At 38.9% G+C, this 23,450-nt stretch carries 19 protein-coding genes; 12 read left to right on the top strand and 7 right to left on the bottom strand.

Annotation, left to right across the window (positions count from 1 at the left end):
* The first annotated feature begins 268 nt into the window (after nt 1-268).
* Together malT and R3X26_RS16000 are read left to right on the top strand one after the other, a co-directional pair.
* On the top strand, nt 269-2,974 hold the full coding sequence (malT, locus tag R3X26_RS16005) for an HTH-type transcriptional regulator MalT (protein WP_317718333.1): 2,706 nt from the start codon (nt 269-271) through the stop codon (nt 2,972-2,974).
* A gap of 495 nt (nt 2,975-3,469) precedes the next feature.
* On the top strand, nt 3,470-4,387 hold the full coding sequence (locus R3X26_RS16000) for a DUF368 domain-containing protein (protein WP_317718332.1): 918 nt from the start codon (nt 3,470-3,472) through the stop codon (nt 4,385-4,387).
* Nucleotides 4,388-4,470: 83 nt separating this feature from the next.
* Here the strand turns inward: R3X26_RS16000 and R3X26_RS15995 are convergent, their stop codons facing one another.
* Nucleotides 4,471-5,400, bottom strand: a complete 930-nt coding sequence (locus tag R3X26_RS15995; RefSeq protein WP_317718331.1) for a DMT family transporter — start codon at nt 5,398-5,400, stop codon at nt 4,471-4,473.
* A 186-nt stretch (nt 5,401-5,586) separates the two neighbouring features.
* Between R3X26_RS15995 and R3X26_RS15990 the strand changes: the two genes are divergently transcribed.
* The 5 genes from R3X26_RS15990 to R3X26_RS15970 all read left to right on the top strand — a co-directional run bounded on the left by R3X26_RS15990 (nt 5,587) and on the right by R3X26_RS15970 (nt 10,259).
* A complete protein-coding gene (locus tag R3X26_RS15990) occupies nt 5,587-5,952 on the top strand; it encodes a response regulator (RefSeq protein WP_317718330.1) in 366 nt (121 codons plus the stop codon).
* Nucleotides 5,949-6,578 carry a hypothetical protein gene (locus tag R3X26_RS15985; protein WP_317718329.1) on the top strand — a complete coding sequence of 210 codons (630 nt, stop codon included), beginning with the start codon at nt 5,949-5,951 and terminating at the stop codon, nt 6,576-6,578. Before R3X26_RS15990 ends, R3X26_RS15985 begins: the two co-directional genes overlap by 4 nt.
* Nucleotides 6,568-7,551 carry a diguanylate cyclase gene (locus tag R3X26_RS15980; protein ID WP_317718328.1) on the top strand — a complete coding sequence of 328 codons (984 nt, stop codon included), beginning with the start codon at nt 6,568-6,570 and terminating at the stop codon, nt 7,549-7,551. Before R3X26_RS15985 ends, R3X26_RS15980 begins: the two co-directional genes overlap by 11 nt.
* Before the next feature lie 288 nt (nt 7,552-7,839).
* Nucleotides 7,840-9,792, top strand: coding sequence for an alkyl/aryl-sulfatase (locus tag R3X26_RS15975; protein WP_317718327.1), 1,953 nt, complete (start codon nt 7,840-7,842; stop codon nt 9,790-9,792).
* 11 nt (nt 9,793-9,803) lie between these two features.
* The gene (locus tag R3X26_RS15970) at nt 9,804-10,259 is read left to right on the top strand and encodes a hypothetical protein (protein WP_317718326.1); all 456 of its coding nucleotides are present in this window, start codon (nt 9,804-9,806) and stop codon (nt 10,257-10,259) included.
* A gap of 167 nt (nt 10,260-10,426) precedes the next feature.
* Here the strand turns inward: R3X26_RS15970 and R3X26_RS15965 are convergent, their stop codons facing one another.
* Genes R3X26_RS15965 through R3X26_RS15955 form a run of 3 tightly spaced genes read right to left on the bottom strand, consistent with a single transcriptional unit; the run spans nt 10,427 to nt 13,823 of the window.
* Nucleotides 10,427-12,190, bottom strand: coding sequence for an FAD-binding protein (locus R3X26_RS15965; RefSeq protein ID WP_317718325.1), 1,764 nt, complete (start codon nt 12,188-12,190; stop codon nt 10,427-10,429).
* A gap of 5 nt (nt 12,191-12,195) precedes the next feature.
* A complete protein-coding gene (locus tag R3X26_RS15960; protein WP_317718324.1) occupies nt 12,196-12,411 on the bottom strand; it encodes a ferredoxin family protein in 216 nt (71 codons plus the stop codon).
* 23 nt (nt 12,412-12,434) lie between these two features.
* Nucleotides 12,435-13,823 carry a ferric reductase-like transmembrane domain-containing protein gene (locus tag R3X26_RS15955; protein WP_317718323.1) on the bottom strand — a complete coding sequence of 463 codons (1,389 nt, stop codon included), beginning with the start codon at nt 13,821-13,823 and terminating at the stop codon, nt 12,435-12,437.
* A 938-nt stretch (nt 13,824-14,761) separates the two neighbouring features.
* Between R3X26_RS15955 and R3X26_RS15950 the strand changes: the two genes are divergently transcribed.
* Both R3X26_RS15950 and argE read left to right on the top strand, forming a co-directional pair.
* Nucleotides 14,762-15,424 (top strand): M20/M25/M40 family metallo-hydrolase, encoded by a 663-nt coding sequence (locus R3X26_RS15950; RefSeq protein ID WP_317718322.1) that lies wholly within the window; start codon nt 14,762-14,764, stop codon nt 15,422-15,424.
* 76 nt (nt 15,425-15,500) lie between these two features.
* Nucleotides 15,501-16,673 (top strand): acetylornithine deacetylase, encoded by a 1,173-nt coding sequence (gene argE / locus R3X26_RS15945; RefSeq protein ID WP_317718321.1) that lies wholly within the window; start codon nt 15,501-15,503, stop codon nt 16,671-16,673.
* 74 nt (nt 16,674-16,747) lie between these two features.
* On the opposite strand, the gene yqfB is transcribed toward argE, so the two are convergent.
* Complete coding sequence (gene yqfB / locus R3X26_RS15940) at nt 16,748-17,047, bottom strand: N(4)-acetylcytidine aminohydrolase (protein WP_317718350.1); 300 nt, start codon at nt 17,045-17,047, stop codon at nt 16,748-16,750.
* Nucleotides 17,048-17,368: 321 nt separating this feature from the next.
* Between yqfB and R3X26_RS15935 the strand changes: the two genes are divergently transcribed.
* From R3X26_RS15935 to R3X26_RS15925, 3 genes are all read left to right on the top strand, one after another.
* A complete protein-coding gene (locus R3X26_RS15935) occupies nt 17,369-18,184 on the top strand; it encodes an AraC family transcriptional regulator (RefSeq protein ID WP_317718320.1) in 816 nt (271 codons plus the stop codon).
* A gap of 235 nt (nt 18,185-18,419) precedes the next feature.
* Complete coding sequence (gene putA, locus R3X26_RS15930; protein WP_317718319.1) at nt 18,420-21,620, top strand: bifunctional proline dehydrogenase/L-glutamate gamma-semialdehyde dehydrogenase PutA; 3,201 nt, start codon at nt 18,420-18,422, stop codon at nt 21,618-21,620.
* Nucleotides 21,621-21,631: 11 nt separating this feature from the next.
* Nucleotides 21,632-22,324: a 1-pyrroline-5-carboxylate dehydrogenase gene (locus tag R3X26_RS15925; protein WP_317718318.1), complete on the top strand. Its 693-nt coding sequence runs from the start codon at nt 21,632-21,634 to the stop codon at nt 22,322-22,324.
* Nucleotides 22,325-22,387: 63 nt separating this feature from the next.
* Here R3X26_RS15925 and R3X26_RS15920 read toward each other — a convergent pair whose 3' ends face one another.
* Both R3X26_RS15920 and R3X26_RS15915 read right to left on the bottom strand, forming a co-directional pair.
* Complete coding sequence (locus R3X26_RS15920) at nt 22,388-22,849, bottom strand: RES family NAD+ phosphorylase (protein WP_317718317.1); 462 nt, start codon at nt 22,847-22,849, stop codon at nt 22,388-22,390.
* Between the two features lie 2 nt (nt 22,850-22,851).
* Nucleotides 22,852-23,450 (bottom strand): antitoxin Xre/MbcA/ParS toxin-binding domain-containing protein (locus R3X26_RS15915; protein ID WP_317718316.1); only part of this gene is annotated, 599 nt, incomplete at its 5' end.

Below are 23,450 nucleotides of genomic sequence, written 5' to 3'. Positions count from 1 at the left end.
TCGTTAATTATATCCCCCACTTACACAATATGTGACCAATGACTCAATTTTAGGGCGTAGATGATCAGTAATTTGCGCCATGTCATACATATTTGAGAATGGGAATGTACGCTAGGGCAACGCTTAGCGTAGGATAGCTTCTATGTTGTCTCTTTGTCGTCTAAATGACATTCCTAGAAGCTTATGCGACTTTTTTATCGTCAAATTTCACAATGTACACACAAAGATAGTGACTGAAAAATCACACAATAACTAATTGAAATGACTTATGTTGATACCATCAAAATTAACCAGACCAAGCCGATTGCACAACGCAATAATGAGACCAAGAGTACTCGATTTATTGCAACAAGCCCCTTTTTATAAACTGGTTCTTTTTCGATCCCCTGCTGGCTATGGGAAAACAACCATGGCAACCCAATGGCTTGCAAATAAAAGCGCTGTAGGGTGGTTTAGCATAGATAATAGTGACAATGATTCTAACCGCTTCGCTGACTATTTTATTCACGCTATCAATAAGGCAACTAACAATAAGTGTCCTATTTCTGAAACACTAGCTAAAAGGCGACAGTTTTCTTCGCTTACCTCTCTATTTGAAGAAATTTTTGTAGAGCTATCTAATTATTTTGATGAGTTTTATGTCGCACTCGACGACTACCATCTTATAAACTCAGACGAGATCCACGAAGCTATGCGGTTCTTCATAAAAAACATGCCGGATAATATGACGTTAGTAGTTACCAGTAGAAGTTCCCCTCCCTTGGGTACAGCTAATCTGCGTGTACGAGATTTAATGCTCGAGATAGATAATCAGGCATTAGCATTCGACACAGAAGAAACTACACGCTTTTTCAATCAACGTGTTGCCGACGGAATCGATGATACCACGGCATATAATTTACAATCTTATGTAGAGGGTTGGCCTTCTGCCTTACAACTAATTGCCTTACAAGCCCAGTACCAACAAAAAACTTTAGTTCAATCGGCTGAATCGGTCGCAAAATTTAATCATGCGCATCTTTGGGATTATTTAATAGAAGAAGTCTTTGACATACTCGATTCAGAGACCAAAAACTTTTTAATGCGTTGTTCTATATTAGAAACATTTAACGACACTTTAGTTAATAATATCACCAACCGAACCGATTCATTGGCGATGATAGAATCTCTTAATCGATTTGGGTTGTTTATCTATCGCTTGGAAGGAGAACAAAACTGGTATCGTTTTCATCATCTATTCGCCGAGTTTCTCACTCACCAAAGAAAAACCAACATCAATGATGAAGAAGTTAGTTTACATCGCCAAGCGGCTGAAACTTGGCTGAAATTGGGTGTACCGTACCAAGCACTTTTTCACGCTCAAAACGCTCAAGATAGTACGCTAATGAGCAAAATAATCCTTGATTCCGGTTGGAAAATGTTTAATCGAGGTGATCTAAAGGTACTGGATAATGCACTAAATAAACTTGATAGTGATTTACTATACAGCGACATGAAATTGCCGCTATTGCGAGCATGGTTATCTCAAAGTCAACATAGATACAATGAAGTAGAAGATATGTTAACCGAATCGCTAATTAAAATGGAGCAACAAAAACTCAAATTAACCACTACTGACCAAGGTCAAGTCAATGCATTGCTGGCACAAATTTCCATCAATAAAAATGATCCACAACGAGCACTAGAATACGCCGAACTCGCCTTAAGCCAATTAGATACCACGATATATCATAGCCGTATTGTCGCGATATCAATCGTTGGTGAAGTGAACCATGTTTTGGGGCAACTAGAGCGTGCATTACCTCTTATGCAACAGACTGAAAAATTAGCTCGTCAACATCAACTTTATCATCAAGCACTTTGGGCTATTTTGCAACAAAGCGAAATTCTGGTTGCGCAAGGCTTTATCCAAGCCGCATTTGAAATGCTAGATCATGCTTTCAAATTAATTGAAGATCAAAAATTGCAACAACTTCCGTTACATGAGTTTGCATTGCGATTAAAAACCCAAATTTTATGGTGTTGGAATCGATTAGATGAAGCTGAACACCATGCATACACAGGTATTGAAGTATTGGGGGTAACCGATCAAAGCAAGCATTTACATAGTTATTCTATGCTAGCTCGCATTGCTGTTGGCAGAGGCGAATTGGATAAGGCAACTAAATTTATTACAAAAATAGAACAGTTACTGACACAATCAAGCTATCATCTAGATTGGACTGCTAATGCTTCCCTTTCCCTCATTCTTTATTGGCAAGCGCGCAACGATATAGAATCAATGCAACAATGGTTAGCATCAGCTATTAAACCAACCGACGCTAAAAACCATTTCTTACAACTGCAATGGCGCAACATTATTAGAGTACAGATCTATCTTGGTGAATACGAAGATGCCGATACCAGCTTATCCTTCCTTACTAAACAAGCTGCTGACTCAAATTTAATTTCTGATATAAACCGAAACCTAGTCATGCAAGCGATATTGGCTATTAAACAGCAAGATGACAAAAGCGCGAGAGAAAAACTTGAACAAGCACTAATAATGACCAATCAAACAAGTATCTTAGGAGACTTTCTTATAGATGGCGGATTGCTTCTTCCGGTATTGCAAAAATTAATAAACCGGTCAGCCTTGGGTGAACTAGAAAAACATCGAGCGCAGCAATTAATCAATGATATCTCAGACAAGCAACGCAGCCGATCGATACATTTTGATGAAGAGTTTATTCATCAGTTACTTCATCAGCCTAATGTTCCTGAATTAGTCAGAACCAGCCCGTTAACACAAAGAGAGTGGCAAGTACTTGGTTTGATTTATTCTGGTTTTAGTAACGAACAAATAGCGCAAGAACTCGATGTAGCAGGGACAACAATCAAAACACACATTCGAAACCTTTATCAAAAACTAAATATAACTAATAGAAAAAATGCTATTGAGATGGCAGAAAATTTAATTAATTTAATTAATTAGATATTATAACCAAACTACTTGGAATGGTAGGTAACATTGCAGCTTCAATTAGCAAGAGTATACAATTAAGCTACGAATAATATGAGATAACAGCGTAGGAACAGGAACAGGAACAGGAACAGGGTATTACAAGCCAATATAATGCGTGTATTCAATAAAAAAAACCAACCGCAAAATTGCGATTGGTTAATAGATAGTGTGAACAATATTTATTCACTAACAACGTCAGTTGGCTAGGTGACCCTCGGCTTTAAGAAGGGTCGAATATAATAATGCAGTATGTGTGCCAACTTTTATTATTGGTTTTTTCTATATAAAGAGCCAAATATAAGCCAAATTTCAATTTTCAATTCATATTTTTTGCATATTGCTATTCGCAAATTGCAAATTGCAAAAACTAAAATATGCTAATAATTGCATTGCACGAATTTCATTCTTTTCTCTAATTACCAATTTCTTGTATACTCAGCGCTAAACCAACCAACACGTGTATTCATGAATTACTTAATCACATTTCTAAAAGGTCTCGCGATGGGGGCAGCCGATGTTGTACCTGGAGTCTCCGGCGGAACCATTGCTTTTATTACCGGAATATACGATACACTTCTTCAAAGTATTCAACGTATAAATCCATCCCTATTCAGTTTGTGGAAAAAAAACGGATTTAAAGCTGCTTTTACTCACATTAATGGGTTATTTTTAATTAGCCTTTTTGCCGGTATCATTACCAGTGTCCTCACTTTAGCAAAAATCATTTCATGGCTGCTAATCACTCACCCTATTCCGCTTTGGTCATTTTTCTTTGGATTAATTGTTGTCTCAGTAGTTCATATCAGTAAACAAGTTGAACACAAGGATGTAATTAGAGGGGTTTGTATGATTTTAGGGATCGCTTTTGCCTACGTCATCACCGTTTTACAACCGTTGGAAATGGGTGCAACCACCATCAACTTCGTCATTGCAGGAGCCATAGCGATCTGCGCAATGATTTTACCGGGTATTTCTGGCAGTTTTATTCTTCTGTTGCTGGGGATGTATGCGCCAATATTAGCTGCGGCTAAAGCAATACAAATTGATGTCCTTTTACTATTTGCTGGTGGTTGCGTCTTAGGCTTACTGACTTTCTCTCATCTATTGTCTTGGTTACTAAAATCCTTTAGAGATTCAACACTCATGTTTTTAACCGGATTGATGATTGGCACATTACCAAAAATCTGGCCTTGGAAAGAAACCATAAGTTGGAGAATCAATTCTCACGGAGAACAAGTACCGTTAATTCAACACAATTTAACGCCTTTTCAGTATGAAGCCCTTACGTCACAACCACATCAATTATTGCTGTCAATAACAATGGCAGTACTGGCTATCGGTGGGGTACTACTGCTTGAAAAACACTCAACCAAAAGTAATTGAGAAGACAGGACACACATCACTATAGTTAGCTTTTAGAGTGACAAAATTCAAACTAAAAAACGATTTTTTGTCGCTCTAACCACTTATTTATCAACAACCTTAATCGTTTGTTGACCAACCATGCTCTCTTCTATATCGGCTGTTATTGCACTCGCCTCAAATCGATGGTGGATCAAAAAGTACCCCCCACTCGATACAATAAGAAGACTGCCGACCATGGTCATCCAATCTGGCGTCTCACCAAAAACCACCATGCCAATAATGATAGCAAAAACAAGCCGAGTATAGCGAAATGGCGACACTACTGACACCTCACCTGTTCTCATTGCTATTGTTAATGAATAGTACGCAATTACACCAATAACAGTTGCACAGGCAATTTGCACTGCAGCACTAAAATTAATAATAAAAGCATCGCCATGATAAAACATCAAACTTAACCCTGCTGGTATCAATACAAAAAAACCATACACGCCTAATTGTACGTGAGATAACGCCATTGGGGCAGCTCGTGTCGCGAGATCTCGACCAGCAAAGCCAAGTGTTGCAATCACAGCAAATAATGACATTACATCAAATCCATCCACGCTTGGTCGGATAATAAATACTACGCCAACAAAACCAATCGTAATGGCTATCCAACGCTTTATTCCAACACGTTCTTTAAAAAATACAGCGGCTCCAACTGCCACTACTAATGGCGTGGCTTGCAAAATAGCAGAGGCACTTGATAGTGCAGTTAGTGTGATAGCCAAAGCAAAAGTTAATCGTCCGACAATTTCACAACTAGCACGAATTAAAATTGGACGAGAAAATAAAGCAGGATGGAATACCTGCTCATTCTTTTTCCAAGTGAGTAAAACGAATAACGTTGTTCCACCTAAACCAAATAGAACCAATACCAATCCAATCGGTACCGTTTGAGCTGCGGCTTTTATGAACATATCTTCAACAGCAAAAGTAACCATTGAGAACATCATAAACAGGCTACCTTTCAAATTGTTAGACATCATGGTCTCACTTCATCCGTGGGTTATATATCAATAATTAACGTGTGACCCAGTCACAGTATGCTAAATTGATATCAATTACTAAAAAAAACTGATCCAGATTGACTAATTATGTGACTAATCATGATTTAAAATGTATTCTCTTAATAACATATTGTAATGTCATGCAATGACTATTGAAGGACTTCGATGACGGTTTCAGTTTTAATTTGTGATGATTCAAATATTGCTAGAAAGCAATTGAAAAAAAACTTGCCTGATACATGGCAAAGTGATGTCACTTTTGTTGCAAATGGGGAAGACGCTTTAGCAGCGCTTAAAAACAGTAACTTTGATGTATTATTCTTAGATTTAACCATGCCTGTACTAGATGGTTTCGAAGTATTAACACGTATGCAATCTGAAGGAATTACCGTCAAAACATTCGTCGTCTCTGCTGACCTTCAAGCAGAAGCAAAACGCAGGGTTGAAGCCAATGGAGCTCTAGATTTCATTACTAAACCAGCTTCAGCAACAACAATACTCGACGTTTTAAATAAACATAGCTTATTATGATAAATAGTTTACATTTCACAGAAGATCAACGCGATTATTTACAAGAAATCTGTAATATTGGCATGGGCCAAGCAGGAAAATCACTCTCTGTACTGTTTGAGCAATACGTAACTTTATCCATACCTGCAATCGAAGTTATTCATTCAAATGACCTAGTTTCCGCATTGCGTAAATTAATTCCAGAAAATGAAGTTTCTGCCGTTCGACAAGGCTTCTCTGCCAACGCTAATAAAGCAAAATTTAGTGGCGAATCACTGACTATTTTTAGCAATACAAGTTTTAATGACTTAGCGCAGCTATTAGCTTTTGATGAAGAAATTACGCCTTCTTTTGAGCAAGAAACATTATTAGAGATTTCGAATATAATTAATGGCGCATGCTTAAATGGCATCGCTGAGCAGCTCTCTGAACAGTTTTTTCACACGCCGCCGTCTCTTATTGGACAGTCTATTTCTGTCGAAAATTTACTAGATAAACAACAAGTTTCTTGGGAACATGCATTATCTATAAAAATTGAATATCGTGTCGAGAAATACGCTTTTCAATGTGCGCTACTATTATTATTACCGGATACTTCAATTACATACTTGCAAATTATTTTAGATAAACTTCTTGATGAACTCTAACGTCCCTCGTAGAGAAGCCTTCTCATATAACACTAATGTAATCGACTGCCTAGACAGTGGAGTTTTTGTCATAGATAAAAATTTTACCGTTCACTTATGGAATCGATTTATGGCTATTCATAGTGATTATTCTGAGACTGACATTATTGGTTCTAATCTCCTTGAACATTTTAGCGAGTTAGCTAGTACTTGGTTTAAACGAAAAGTTAACAGCGTTTTTTTACTTAATCATCAATCCTATACTTCTTGGGAACATAGACCTTATCTATTTAAATTTTCTAATGGTCGTTCTGTCACTGGTGGTTTAGATCACATGTACCAGAATTGCTGTTTCACTCCCATCTGTGATGAAAACAATAACGTACAATACGTTTGCATTACCATTAAAGATGTTACTGATACTGCAATGTCGACCATGCGTCTTAAAAAAGCATACGCTGAGTTAGAACGAATTAGTAATATCGATGGCTTAACGCAACTATTTAGCAGGACCTATTGGGAACAACGCTTTGTTAGTGAAGTCGAACGCATCAATCGTTATGGTGGAGATGTATCCGTCATCATATTTGATATCGACCACTTCAAACAAATCAACGATCAACATGGCCATTTATGCGGAGATGAAGTACTACGACAAGTCTCTAAACGATGTTCAAGCGCTCTACGTTCTGTAGATGTAATTGGTCGCTATGGTGGCGAAGAGTTTACTATTTTCCTACCAGAAACATCTATCGAACTGACCAAGATAGTTGCAGAAAAACTACGAAAAATAATCTGTGATCAACCCTTTTACTACGATTCAAAAGAACTATTTATTTCAATCAGTGTTGGGCTTAGCTGCTCATCAGATAGCAGAAAGAATCATTTTGAAAAACTATTAAATCAAGCAGATATGGCACTATACGAAGCCAAAATAAATGGTCGTAACCAATGCATTAGTTACTTTGATTCCGCACTTGATCGTTCAGAGTAACTCAATAATTCACCAGACAAACCGCCGCGAATCTCACTCAATTCCAACCCAATACCACTTCGAATAATCATTCTTATAGATGCGACAGCAAATTTAAATGTATTTGTTGCATATAAATCATCAAAAATGTTGCTATGATGTAAATGTATCGTGAGATTTTATTATTCTTAAATATTTATTGTTCTTGAATAAGAGTTTAATTAAATACAAGTAAATAAAACACGACACAAATTAATAGATACCCATTCGTGGTAAATCAACAACGGAATTTTATTCAAGGATCTAGATATGAGAAAAAGTATTGCCTTCCTGATAACAATAGCCACTTCAGCTAACGCTATGGCAATTGATGCAAAACCTGCAACACAAGCGACAATAGATGCAAATAAAGAAGTACTCGCCTCACTCCCTTTTAATGATAAAAAAGATTTTGAGGATGCTCAACGTGGTCTTATCGCGTCACAAGATACGGTAACGATCAAAAATGCCAATGGTGATGTCATTTGGGATTTAGAGTCTTACAAGCAATACATTGCGTTAGATAAAGAATCTCCTGATAGCGTCAACCCAAGTCTTTGGCGAAATGCTCAGTTAAATATGATCAACGGTTTGTTTAAAGTTACCGATGGAATTTATCAAGTACGTGGATATGATTTATCCAATATTACATTCATAGAAGGAGAAACAGGTTGGATAGTTTTCGACCCGCTTATAACTAAAGAAGTCGCGAGTGCCGCGTTAGAATTTGTTAATCAAGAGCTAGGTGAACGTCCTGTCAAAGCGGTTATCTATAGTCATAGCCACATAGATCACTTTGGTGGTGTTAGAGGACTTATCGACGAAAAAGATGTCCTTTCTGGCGATGTACAAATTATTGCATCCAATGGTTTCGTTGAACATGCTGTATCTGAAAATGTCATTGCTGGTAACGCAATGGGTCGAAGAGCGATTTATATGTATGGAGCAATGTTACCGCGAAACGAATTTGGTGGTATCAATGGTGGATTGGGTCAAACCACTTCCACAGGTGAGCCAACTCTAATCGCTCCAACAGATACAATTACCAAAACTGGAGATGAGAGAACGGTAGATGGAATTAAAATGGTCTTCCAATATACGCCAGGAACTGAAGCGCCAACTGAAATGAATACGTGGTTCCCAGACAAAAAAGCATTGTGGATGGCAGAAAACACCACTAACACCATGCATAACATTCTAACCCTTCGCGGTGCACAAGTCCGAGATGCATTAAAATGGTCAACTTATTTGAATGAAACCATAGAAATGTGGGGCGGCGATGTAGAAGTTAAATTTCAAAGTCACCACTGGCCACTTTGGGGTCAACAAGACATCGTAACTTATTTTAAAAAACAACGTGATATTTACAAGTTTACTCATGACCAATCTGTACGTCTAATGAACCAAGGATATACAGGCGAAGAGATTTCTGAAATTATCACCCTCCCTCCTGAATTAGAAAACAACTGGGCAACTCGAGGCTACTACGGTACGTTGCGTCATAATAGCCGAGCTGTTTATCAACGTTATATGGGATGGTACACAGGTAACCCTTCTGATCTAAATAATCTACCACCCACTAATGCTGCGATTAAATACGTAGAGTATATGGGCGGTGAAAAGGCAGTATTAGACCGAGCAAGAGAAGATTTCGCTCAAGGTCACTACCGCTGGGTTGCTGAAGTATTAAAACATGTGGTGTTTGCCAACCCAAATACCAAAGGTAAAGAACTGTTAGCGGATGCATACGAGCAATTAGGTTATCAAGCCGAATCAGGGCCTTGGCGTTCTGTCTACTTACAAGGCGCGTTTGAACTTCGTAACGGTGTTGCTGCGTCAGGTGGACTCGCTACCGCCTCAGCAGACATTATTAAAAATATGCCTCCAGAAATGTTGTTCGACTATCTATCAGTAAAAATCCTGCCAGAAAAAGCGGCAGGAATGGCGTTTTCAATGAATATTGATTTCACCGATTTAGATGAGCAATACACTCTCTATATTGAAAACTCGGTATTAAATTACTCTAAAGTTCTAACAGATGAACCAAGTGTCAGCCTTAAGATGTCTAAAGCAACGCTGGACGATATTCAAATTGGTACCAATACGCTAGAAAAAGCTATTGCCAATGGCGACATAATCATTGATGGCGATGCGAGTAAATTTAAAGACTTTATCGGCATGTTAGATACGTTCGAGTTCTGGTTCAACATTGTCACACCTTAAAGGAAATTAACATGAAGATATTAAAGTCGACGTTAATTGCCTTTTTGATTATCGGAGCAAACCCTAGCTGGGCTTGCTCTTATGAAGGGCAAGTTGTTAATCCATTTATGGAAAGTTATCCGGGCTCTCTTGATGTCGTAATTGCCACGCAAAAAGCCGTATTAAATCAACACATCAACAAACCTGAAGTATTAGAAGGCCCGCAAGGGCTTCAACGTGCAGTTTGGTGGCTAAAATTATTCGTCAAACAAAATAAACAATATTTACCACAAGATGGTTATATTTATTTGGCAGATAGTCATTTATGGAGCAGCTTCTCTGAATCTGGAGAATTAAAGGTACACTCTCTTATGCCTGAGAATAATGAACGGGTATTGGTAACGTCTGAGTTTGCATTAAGCAACGTAATTTCAGAGAAAATCTCATACCAACAATCTCAACAGTTAGGCATGATACTGGTACAGTAGCCGTAAAGCATTCAGTGCTTATATGGTTTCTTTAACGTTACTTTGCAGTAAACTTTGGCTCTGTCGAATACAAATGTCTAGGTAACTGTAGGTATCCCAAAATACAATGCCGTTCATGCAATGAACGGCATTTCTATTCTATTTGGCGTTTGAGCGTTTTCTAACAACTAAGCCAGTTCTGGCCATTTATCAAATTGTTGTTTGCTAAACACCATTTCACCGTTATCTCCTTTCTGAATATTGATCCAAGCTTGCCAATTTTCATAGTCTACTTCTGGGTAATCTAAACGATAGTGGCTGCATCGGCTCTCAGTTCTCATCATGGAAGCCTTAAGTTTCATCTCAGCAGTAATGATCATATTTTTAGTTTCATGCGCTAAGCGCAACTGATGACGATCTTCTGCTAGCAGAATTTCTGCATGGTGTTCTTTTAACTCTTCCACATAAGCTAAAGCACCTTGCATCATGCGATCTTTCTTAATATAAAGTACAAAATTAGGGATCATGACACCTTGCAGAACCTGAGTAACCCACGCAGGACTATAACCATGAGTTCGCTTCAATGGCGCTAATATCTCTTGTTGAATCTGTTCCTGTGTAGACGTGTTAACCTGTATCATCGCTACCAATTTACTGGCTTTCGCTGCAGCTTCTCCAGCAAACGCGCCTTGAACACAAGAGCCCGCAGCTGAACCACCGATCTGAGTATAAATGCCACCCGACATATATGAACCTAAAGCATCACCCGCTGCATACAAGCCAGGTATAGAACTTAGGCCTGTTTCATCAATTGGAACAATACCTTCTGATTTATGAATAGCCATTCCTGCAGTTGAACCACCAACTTGCTCTCCTCCCATACCAGGAGGACCTGAATGACCTTTACTGCTAAAGAGAGAAAATATACCTCTGTCTTGATCAGGTTTTGGTGGCATATCAGTTTGCCTAAATGCTTCGGGTACATAAGGTCCTCCCGATATGTTTTTCTCACTGCCCTCCTTACTCTGACCGGGACCCGGTGGAGGGCCCATGGTGACAGGTCCGCCTTGAGTATAAGCTTTATAGTTTAAGTCGACACCAAGGTGATGATTAACCATGATGCCATTAACCGATGGCTTTTCTTCGATTTGCCCATGCCAGTTATCATAACAAGAGCCTGAGTTTACTGCAGAGCCTGGATGTCCATCATTCCATTCTTTACCGGTCACAACCGCACCAATATCATAGGCCATGATAGTCCCGTCATGTGTTACGTCACACATTGGAAAACCATTAGGTTTGAAACCGCCAGAACCCGTGCAAAGCACAACGGTTTTGGCGTTAAAAAACACAACTTTATTTTCATTAAGACTAAAACCAGCCGCTCCGACGACACGGCCATCTTCTTTCATTAAATGCGTCACCATTACTCGCTCATGCAATGGAATATTGCGTTGTTCCATCGGACGCATAAAAGATTTATTACACAAAGGCGAATCAAAAAAACCCCAAGATTTAAGCTCTTCGACTCGATCATAGGAATGTTCTGCTAATTGACGAGTAAATACTGGGTTATTGGTTCCGATAGCCGATTCTGATACCTTCGCGACGAACTCATCGATGCTCATTGATGCATTATTTTTATCGTAACTAAAAACACCCTTAGCAAATGGCGTCAATCCTGAACTGCCTAAGCGTCCTTTCGACACCATCATCACTTTAGCACCAGCATCATGCGCTTTTACCGCAGCAAACAAACCAGCAAATCCTGATCCAATAACCAGCACATCGGTCTCATAAGACTCTTGGGTGAATTCATCTGCATCAATTTTCGGCTTATTCTCTATTGGAGCTTCAGCACCAAAAGCGGCAGAAGCGAACATAGATGCACCAATTACTCCTCCGGCGACACCAATAAATTGACGTCTAGATAGATCTATCTTCTTACTCATAATGACTACCTCCAAGAAACCATAACAGGTAATGTTTTTTCAGGCGTAATGGTTATCGCCCCAACAGGGCAGTAAAGCCGACATAAATGGCAGATCTGACAATCCTCTGGATAAGTAATCACCGCTTTCTGTTTTTTTTCATCAAACTGAATCACATCGGTCGGACAACTCTCAATACAAGCCTTACAGCCTATACAACCGGATATTTGACTTATTGGCATACGTTTACCTCTAAAACTTGTCGTTAAAATGAAATTTGTTCGTAATAGATATCTGATGAAGCAATATTGAGTGACTTGAGACTCATTTTTACCGAAGAAATCATCCCTTGGGGGCCACATAGATAAACATTGCAATGACTCGCATTCATATGCTGCAAAACATTCTCAATACAATTTTTGTCGATAACGCCTTGTCGAACGTCAGCTTCATTACTTGGATTTATACAAACCAATTGCTGACGAAAATCCGGCATGTTCTTTTCTAATTGCTTAATCTCCGTTTGCAACACCATCTGTTGGTAATCACCATTGCCATAAATTAATCGCACCGGACGCTTATCATTTTGTACAGCTAATTCTCTCAATAGACTCAGCATTGGACCAATACCAGCACCACCAGCAATAAGAACAACCGATTCAGCATTTTTACTACTGTCTAAACTCATACTTCCATATGGCCCATCAACAAATACCTTCTGACCAATTGAAAGTTTATCGAGTTGTGAGGTGTAATCGCCTAATTCTCGAATCAACAGCGAGAAACGTGGAAGATCATCGGTGCAAGAAGCGATAGAAAATGGGTGCTCGTTCATACTAAAGACAGATTTATCCGTATTTAGCCACACAAACTGGCCGGCTTTAAAAACAAAGTCATCGTGGCTATTTTTTTCCAACGTTACCTGCCAATCTCGGCTACTCACTTTTTTTACCTCGACTAAGGTAAATGGCTTAGCTTTCATAACCCATTTCTTAGCCAGATAATTGTAAGCAACCATCAGAACAGACGCAGTACAAAGCGCCCACCATCCTGTATTGAACTCTGCTTCAAACTGACCGTGGCTTCCCACGCTAGTAATATGCAGGGTGGCTAATATCGCTATAATGACAAACCCAACGACATGAGTCAGACGCCACATCTCGTAACTAAGTTTGAGTCTATTCTTAAACACCGCCATTAAGGTCCAAACAATCATCGCTACCCAAGCAGTTAAACCTGTCAACATTTGTGGGGCGGTAATGACATTAATTACACTTCGAATACCATCATCGAATGATTGGATAAATTTTGGCGCCAGAATAAAAATCGGATGGAGCAGAAAAAAGAAACCAATCCACTGGCCTATTTTCTTATGTTTAGAAATACTCCAGTCAATATTGACAAATAGCGGAACTTGTTTTACGCGGCTGCCAAGTGGAAATTGAACAAAAAATGCCATCATAGCAATGACATTAAAAATACTTAACAAACTAAAATAAAGCCCTTTGTTATCCATATTTAACGTTTGTGCCGCTATAAACGGTAAGCTTAATAAAACCGCATAACCGGCCAAAAGCTTACCATTCCTAATATGCCACTTAGAACGCCGTAAGTTTTTTGTATTCTGAACCAAAGACATTGTTTCAGTATTCATAGTTAGCTTCCAATTAATAATTGTTAAAAAATTCTTGGTGAGATAGTCAAAATCTCAATAGCAAAAATTCATCTTTGCTCTGATAAAGCAAATGATACTAACCATGCGGTTAAGGAAGGGTTAAGGAATACAAAAAAGAAATGAATTACAAAAAAGGAAAGAAAAGACTTACTTTGAACTAACATTCTTCATGTGACAACGGTCAGTGTTTAAATGACACATCCGATATACTAACCGTTAAGTCCTCATTGATACGTAGTCAAAATTTCTCCATTGCCTATTTATATAAGGGCGAACATGTTACCAATCTTTACTGATTTAGCCTGTTTTCTATTAAAGAAATATTTAATTACTAAATGGGTAAAGTTATTTCAAATACGTTGAAGCTATCAAATTATCCTTATCGATGCGTTAACCAAGCATCAAGCAAACCAAGCATCAAGCATTTAACTGCGATGCAAAATAATCTTATTTAAATATTGTCGCTTTTCAAAACAACGTGAGCGTCAGGTTTAGTAAACTTACGTAGGAAATGAGTAATTCTCCATATATAGCTTAGCAAGACAGCGTAAATAATAAACAATAGATAGCTCTATAAACATAATGTGTTCAATTATTTTAACGGTGCAGAGCAACGTTGGAGTTATAATGAAATAATTAATATATAATTAAATTATATTAATACTTGAAATGACACTAATTAGCGACCAAATGTCATTACAATTAATTTAATTACTTATAGAACATATTTCTATAACATTTTAATAATCACTGGACGAGCTTCACAATCAAAAACAAATAATAATCATATGTATAATATTATTAGATCAGGATCAATTTTTCACTAAATATACCAATATGCCTTTGCAAAAAAACATTAGTTAATAATAAAAACAAAAATACAATATTACACACTGATTGGTTCACACATAGATAGCATGCCGGAAGGTGGTAATTATGATGGGGCGGCAGGAATCGTTTCAGGAATTCGCGGTAATATCCGCTATCAATCCATCCATTGTATTGGCGAAGCGGGTCATTCAGGCGCAGTGCCAAGAGAGTATCGTCATGATTCAGTTTTCTCGGTCGCAAATTTATTAGTGCGATTAGATGACCACTGGAGAACATTAAATGACCATAATTCCGATCTAGTATTAACCAGTGGCATTATGTCAACGAATCAACACGAACATGCCATATCCCGGATTCCCGGTGATGTTTCTTTTAGCTTTGAAGCGAGAAGTGAGTATCCTGATGTTCTTGAGACGGTTGAGAGTATTTTGAAATCAGAAGCTCAATCAATAGAACGTGAACGAAATGTTAAATTTGAATTTGGCTCTCAGATTTCATCTAAACCTGCGTTGCTAGACAAGAATATTATCAAAGGATTCCAGCACTCGGCTGAAAAATGTGGCTTAGATCCATTTTTAACACCAAGTGGTGCAGGTCATGACGCTGCGATATTTGCTAATGAAGGTATTTCTACTGGTATGCTTTTTATCAGAAATCAGCACGGTTCTCATAACCCTCAAGAAGCAATGGAACTAGATGACATGATCGTAGCAATCGACGTGTTATATCACTACTTACAAAACCATTAAGACAGACACTTGATCTAACTAATCACTTTGTTTGACTAACCAACCGCATCATTGCACCGTTTTAAGGAACCAGTTTATGCAAGCCATTATCGACATTTTGCAGAAATTAATCGCGTTTAAAACCATAAGCTTGCAGTCAAACTTAGAGCTCATTGATTATATAGAATCTTATCTGAATAGTTTTGGGATTACATCAAAACGTGTCTATAGCGAAGACCGATTGCAGGCTAATTTGTTTGCCACAATAGGAAACCCAGAAAAAGGTGGCATTTGTTTTTCTGGTCACTCTGATGTAGTACCTGTCGTCAATCAACCGTGGAGTAGTGATCCATTTAGTTTACACAAGATGGGCGATAAATATTATGGTCGTGGAACCGCCGATATGAAAGGCTACTTAGCGTGTGTTCTCGCATTAGTACCCGAATTTATTGCCGCAACTCGTTCTAACAATGCCACTCCAATACACATTGCCATTAGTTATGATGAAGAAGTGGGATGTGTTGGCGTAAGACGTTTAATTGATCAGCTTGCCGAACAAGAAAACAAGCCCATTGCTTGCATCATAGGTAAACCGACCATGATGCAAGTCGCAACCGCTCATAAAGGAAAAAGCGCATGGCGTTGCTCTGTTCATGGTGTCGCGGCTCATTCTTCTCAACCACATTTAGGCATTAACGCTATTGAATACACTGCTGAACTTGTCACTTTTTTGCAAAAAAGTGCTCGTGAATGGCAAACTACGGAAAATGATAATCGCTATTCACCGCCTTTTTCAACTATACAGGTTGGTACAATAAAAGGCGGAACAGCGGTAAACGTAGTGCCTGATTATTGCCAATTTGACTTTGAAGTTCGTCCGTTACCTACCACCTCAAGTGAAATACTATTACGACCTTTTAATTCTCTAGTCAATCACACATTAAAACCAGCCATCCAAAACCAAAATCCCCAGTCAGACATCAAACTGAAAGAACGAGTGAATTATCCTGGTTTAGTCGATGATGACAGTCTTGCAGAGCTAAAAACGATTTGTTCAAACGCGATCGGCACTACCTCATTTTGTTCTTTATCATTTGGCACTGAAGCTGGCTTATTTCAGCAAGCTGGAATACCTACTGTAGTCTGCGGTCCTGGCTCAATCGACGTAGCACACAAAGCAAATGAATATGTAGAACATCAACAACTAGAGCAATGTACAACATTTTTAAGGAAAATCGTCGCTTCAGTTTGTACAAACTCAACGCAGTAAAATTGTTCGACTTTAATTATCACTCACACCAGTCATCTGTGTGATATTTAACAAAACATCAAGGGCTGTATTAGCTAGACAACTCGTTCATAAGAGATTACGTACAGCTCATTAGCATTGGGGTAGATACTTCGAATGACTTCACGTAATTCCGATAAGGTCATGTTCTCTTGGTTGGCATGAAACTCACTGAGTTCATCAAACTGGATAGGTGCGACTGACTTAATCATTAAATCACAAAACCATCGACCAGTTTCGAAGGTAGAAACTTGAACCACCGCTCCTGGCCGGTAATCCTTTTCTGCTTCATCTCGAATAGTAATTACCTTTTTCCCCGATAAAATATCCGCTTCAAATCGTTCAAAAAACGTCATTTTAGTCAAATTCATAACCAACAACCTTCAGTGTTAAATTTATTTATCTTGTATTCGGTGAAGTGTAGAGCGTTATATACGTTAAAGCTAATTGAAATAAAAAGACAAGTTTTATAGTCAAGTTTAATTACCCGCTGAAAACGCACAGCACTCGTGCAAATTAGCCTACATTCAGTGCATTGTTAGGTTAACTATGATAAAGCTGTCACCATAAACTAACCGTTAACTTATTGGTTATTGTTAGTAATTGGCCATATTGTTGCTTTCGGCATGATTCTCGCTTCTTATTACGATAAAGTTGCCTAGTTAGGTACCATATAAATGGGTAATAATATGACCTATGACACCACAAGTTACAATTGCACTATACTGCCTAATCCGACAGAACTGATCACTCTTTCGACCGATATAGATGGACATACTCACGACTATTTACAAATAGTAATTGGTTTACAAGGCACGGTTGAATTTGAAATCAATGGCAGTGGAAACCTTATGATCCCCGGCCAAGGTTGTATCATAACAGAATCTTCTGAGCATGCATTTGGTGGCGTCAATACCCCTTCAGATATTGTTGTACTTAATCTCTTCGCCGATACAGAAATCAATCAACTTATTCTCAACCAAATTAATGAACTCGCTTGGAAGGGCTATTATTTCCAATTAGATAGCCAGATGCGACAACTAATCAATATGCTCGCCATCGAGATTAAATCTAATCCTTCTGATCTTCTATTAAGTCAAAGTTGTAACAACACCATAATTGCACTACTAAACAAGCATATCGAAGCTTTTCAAGTTCATAAGCGGCCCTGTAGGTTAGATATTGCTACGCTCGACAAGTATATAGAAACGCATATTAACCAAAAAATATCGGTTGCTGAATTAGCCGGAAGCGTGTTCTTGAGTGAAAGTCAGTTCCATAATTTATTCAAGCAACATATGAAAATCACGCCCCATCAATACGTTTTATCTAAACGAGTTGAATTTGCAAAAACCTTAATTGAAAAAGGCAGCTACAATTTAGCGCACATTGCTGATCTAACAGGATTTTCTGGCCACAGTACCTTTAGTCATGCTTTTTCTAAACAGCTAGGAATGTCACCCGCTCAATATAGAAAAAATCGCTTATCTTGAGTGGTTAGTTCATTTGCCTGCACCATTAAGGAAAATTAGGTATCTCTGACGATAGTGATTTGTCTAGCCATCGATAATGTTTTTTATACATAGATATTAAGAGCTTTTAATCAATAGATAAGAGCTTTCAGCAAGTTTATTCTCCTGTCAAAAATACACTGATAATACTGTTGCTAAGGTAGGCAATATTATTGGAATACATCGTTTAGGTATACGGACAAGGATGACATAACACATGTTGAACACAAAGGAACTATTCGGCCCTGATCTCTTCGAGAAATCACTCGATGAACTAAAAGTAATGATTTCATCCCTATATATGGTCGATGAAACTCAGCTATTAAACCAACTGTTGCCTCTTGCTACTGCAACATTAGCAGAGAACGAACAGATTGAACGTGAAGCTAATGAGCTGATCAAAGCAATTCGAGCTGACAAGAATTCGATTCAGATGATTGATGCTTTACTACTCGAATATAGCCTAGACACACAAGAAGGAATTTTGCTCATGTGTCTGGCTGAAGCCTTGATGCGCATTCCTGATGCCGCTACAGCAAATGCTTTAATCCGAGACAAACTCACCGTAGCCGACTGGGGTTCTCACCTTAAAGGTAACAATTCGGTATTTGTTAATGCATCTACTTGGGGATTAATGCTTACGGGGAAAGTTTGTGGGCTAGAAGACGCTCCATCTTCAACACCAATAAAAGCTATTTCACGATTAGTTAATAAACTATCCGAGCCGATTATTCGTCAAGCGATGAATCAAGCAATGGCCATTCTTGGTCGCCAATTTGTACTTGGGCGAGATATAAAAGAAGCACAGAAAAATGGCCATCCACAACAAGATATGGGCTACGACTTTTCCTTTGATATGCTCGGTGAAGCAGCACTAACAGCCAAAGATGCACGCAAATATTGTCACGACTATATGTCAGCAATTGAAACAATAGGCAAACAAACTCAATCGCAGAATAAATCCACTCCATCTTTGTCAATGAAGCTTTCCGCGCTACATCCGCGTTATGATGTCGCCAATAAAGAACGAGTAATGGATGAACTGTTTACCACACTAATTACATTAGCCAAACGAGCAAGAGAATTAGATGTGGCACTGACAATAGATGCAGAAGAAATGGACCGCTTAGAACTGTCTCTCCAATTGTTTGAAAAACTATATCGTGACCCAGAGATTAAAGGTTGGGGTAAATTTGGTTTAGTAGTACAGACTTACTCTAAGCGAGCACTACCAGTATTTGCATGGTTGAATCAATTAGCGAAAGAACAAGGTGATGTGATCCCAGTCAGGTTAGTAAAAGGTGCATACTGGGATAGTGAAATAAAATTAGCTCAACAAAATGGCTTTCTCAATTATCCTGTATTTACTCGCAAAGAGGCAACCGATGTTTCATATCTCGCTTGTGCCCGCTTTGTGTTAAGTGAACAGGTCAACCGCAACCTGTACCCGCAATTTGCTAGCCACAACGCTCAAACAGTTACCGCTATCGCAGTGATGGGAAACCAACGTCAGTACGAATTCCAACGTCTACACGGTATGGGCGAAGCCTTGTATAACCATGTTCTAAAAAAATATCAGGCCAATATTCGCATTTATGCTCCAGTTGGTAGCCATAAAGACCTGCTTCCATATCTAGTCCGTCGTCTTTTAGAAAACGGTGCGAACAGTTCGTTTGTCCATAGATTAGTAGATGCAACCTGCCCTCCAGAACAACTTACTCAACATCCTGTGAATCAATTATTGGCTGCTACTTCTTTCGATAATAAAGCCATTCCACTCCCCCCGAACCTTTTCCCTAATAGAATGAATTCTTGGGGCGTTAACCTCAATGTAGACAGTGAAAGAAAACCATTTGAAGAGGGTGTCTCGCAATATATGCACAAACTGTGGACTGCTTGCCCAGTGATTAACGGTCAACCATTGTATGATATAACGCAAAACTCAGAAACGAATACTATTTCAGTAAAAGCCCCTTATGATGTAAACCTTGAAGTTGGCAACGTTATTTATGCTCAACCAGAACAGATAGAATTAGCCATTAAATCAGCCTACAAAGCTTATCCAGAATGGCGCGACAAGCATTCATCATTCAAAGCGTCATGTTTAAATAATCTCGCTGATTTGCTTGAAGCTAATATGAGTGAGTTAATCGCTATTTGTCACCAAGAAGCAGGTAAAACTATTCATGATTCAATCGATGAAGTTCGTGAAGCTGTTGATTTTTGTCGGTTTTACGCAACACAAGAGCATGTTTTTTCAGCCCAAAACCTCAACATTTTTGACGATGAAACCTGTTTCGTTGGCCGTGAAGGTCGTGGGGTGTTCGTTTGTATTAGTCCATGGAATTTCCCTTTAGCGATTTTCTTGGGTCAGATCACAGCCGCCCTGATGGCAGGAAACACTGTTATCGCTAAGCCAGCAGAACAAACTTCTCTCATTGCTGCTAAAACCATGACATTAATGAACCAAGCAGGATTTCCAACCGGTGTTATTCAATTTTTACCTGGTCGTGGGATCGAAATCGGAGATGCGTTAACTTCTCATCCATTAATTGCCGGTATTGCTTTTACCGGTTCAACTCAAACAGCAATGCGAATTAATCAATCATTAGCTAATCAATCTTTGTCCAATCAAATCATTTCCACTTCAGAAAATGACGCAGACTCTCGATCAGAAACATTGCGTGAACTTCCTGTGCTAATAGCCGAAACGGGAGGACAGAACGCGATGATTGTCGATAGTACCGCGCTTCCAGAACAAGTCGTTAAAGACGTATTGCGTTCTGCATTTGCCTCAGCAGGTCAACGCTGCTCTGCTCTGCGAGTACTCTGTGTTCAGGAGGATATTGCCGATCATATTATTGACGTTATTTCTGGAGCCATGACTGAATTATCTGTTGGTATGCCTTATCTACACAAAACCGATGTAGGTCCAGTCATCGATCATAACGCCAAGAAAAAACTGCAAAAACACATTGAAAAAATGACCAATACGCAACAATTAATTAAGCAACTGGCACTGGATGAATCGTGTAATAAAGGTCATTTTGTTGCACCCGTCGCTTTTGAAATCTCTGATATTTCTATTCTAAAAGAAGAGCATTTCGGTCCAATTCTACACATCATTCGTTTTAAATCTGGTCAGTTAGATAAGTTAATAGAGGCGATCAATTCCACTGGGTATGGACTAACGCTAGGAATTCATAGCCGCAACGAAACCACTTATCAATGGATAGAGAAACGAGCCAAAGTGGGCAACAGTTATATAAATCGAGACCAAGTCGGCGCAGTAGTCGGAGTACAACCGTTTGGCGGTCAAGGCTTATCAGGTACAGGCCCCAAGGCTGGTGGACCACATTATTTATACCGTTTTACTCAAGTAACATATCAAGATGCTGTTCAAACAACCGATCAATAAGGAATGATAAAATGGAAACCGCTTTAGATAAATTTACAATCGCATTGGCTGCCTTTGAACAGTGGAATCACACCGGAATTTGTTACAAAAAGCAGCAAGTAGAAACAATATCCACTCAACTTACCAAAGAACTAAACCATGCTTTCTACTACCAATTAATTCAATCAAGCATTGTAGTCGCCAAAACTATATCATTGACCAGTCCTACCGGTGAAACCAATGAACTTTACACTCAAGGAAAAGGGGTTAGCCTGCTGGTAGAAAACGCAGTCGAAAATAACAGTATCAAAGCGCTAGTAGCGATGCTCGCCGCCATGCTTATTGCTGGTAATAGTGTGATAATTTGTAGCGACAGTACGGCGATAAAGGAACTAGTAACCAACATCAACACCAAGTTAAACTTCCCTAAAGGACTGTTACAACAAATAGATACAAATTGTTATCAATCGCTTATAGAACAAGATATTCGCAATTTAGCCTTTATTGGTAAGCCAACCGAAGCAGCTAAAATTAATCAAATTCTCTCGATTCGACCTAATGCCATAGTCTGCCTAGTTGCAGAGACTGACCTAACTACATTGCCGAACAGTAGAGATCCTATGCTGGTACTTCGTTTTATTACCGAAAAAGTCCGAACCGTCAATATTACCGCAATCGGCGGCAATGCCATGTTATTAGAATTAGGTAATACCGCTTCGCTTTGAAATTAAGTTTAAGAGGTCAGGTTAACCACCGTAGGTTAGACAATGTAGAACACATTCTAATGGTTACCTGATCATTTTTTCTAAACGTGAATCATAGAAATAGTCGCGTGATTCCACCACTTTAATTTTTGCAACATCTTGATGGCAAGGATTGAGTACAAAATTATACTCTTCGGCAACAATCGCACTGGGAATTTGCATAAGAAGCGACTCACCTCTAGTAAAAAATTCCTGACCAAGTGGTCGCGAAATTCCTGCGTCTGGAATCGTATCCCACCCTTTGGGTAATTGATCGATAGAATATCGTTCAATGCTAACGTCATCTGGAATCCAGATGGTCAACATCACAAGGTTAGGCATGTCTGACAGAGATTCATGCACCATTCGCTCTAAAACCGCTAACGATCTGGTGGAGGCCAAATAACAAGCTAAGGCACCTCGTTCATGCCAGCGGCCAGCGCCATATAAGCCACCAACTCCGGACAAATCAGCATAACCAGCATGGCAGAGCCTAAATATCTCCATTGTTATGCTGTTAGCCCGTATTTCATTTTGTTAATCTCTTCCATCGCCATATTGATGCCGGTCACTGTGTCACAAACAGACAACGGAGAAGTATTGGCGAAAGCCAACGTAGGACGATTCAACCATCTTAATGTTGCTTCTCTATCATTAAAATATTCATCTGCAACTCTCACTAACTCAGCAAGCATTAAGGCATGTTCACTGGATGTTGGGCTAAGTTTGCCACTGGTTCGCTGTTTTCGCTGAATACTTCGCAAATTCGCCCCAATCAACTGAGCGTACTCAGTTTTATTTACACCAAGTAATTCTGTACCATTATCAAGGATAGAAACGGGTAATCCCGAACGAATAATAGACAAAATTTCTGGTGCAGAACCTATTTTTACTTTTGTGCCACTAAGCATTTGATAAGCATTTGCATACATAATGCAGCCCTTTATTGTAAATAGCACTTCAATTTTAGGCGACATATGACGCTTTATCAAGCGACAATTGTTAGTAATTTTGGTAATAGTAAACCGAATGATTTCGTTGTTATGTTTCGCAGAACGCAATAAGCATGTTTTGGTAGAACAAATAAAAAAGAAGAGCATCCTTGCTC

Source organism: Vibrio sp. TH_r3, assembly GCF_033101115.1.
Lineage (GTDB): Bacteria > Pseudomonadota > Gammaproteobacteria > Enterobacterales > Vibrionaceae > Vibrio.
The sequence above is the reverse complement of the archived record's forward strand: the minus strand, read 5'-3'. Positions and strand labels throughout refer to the sequence as shown.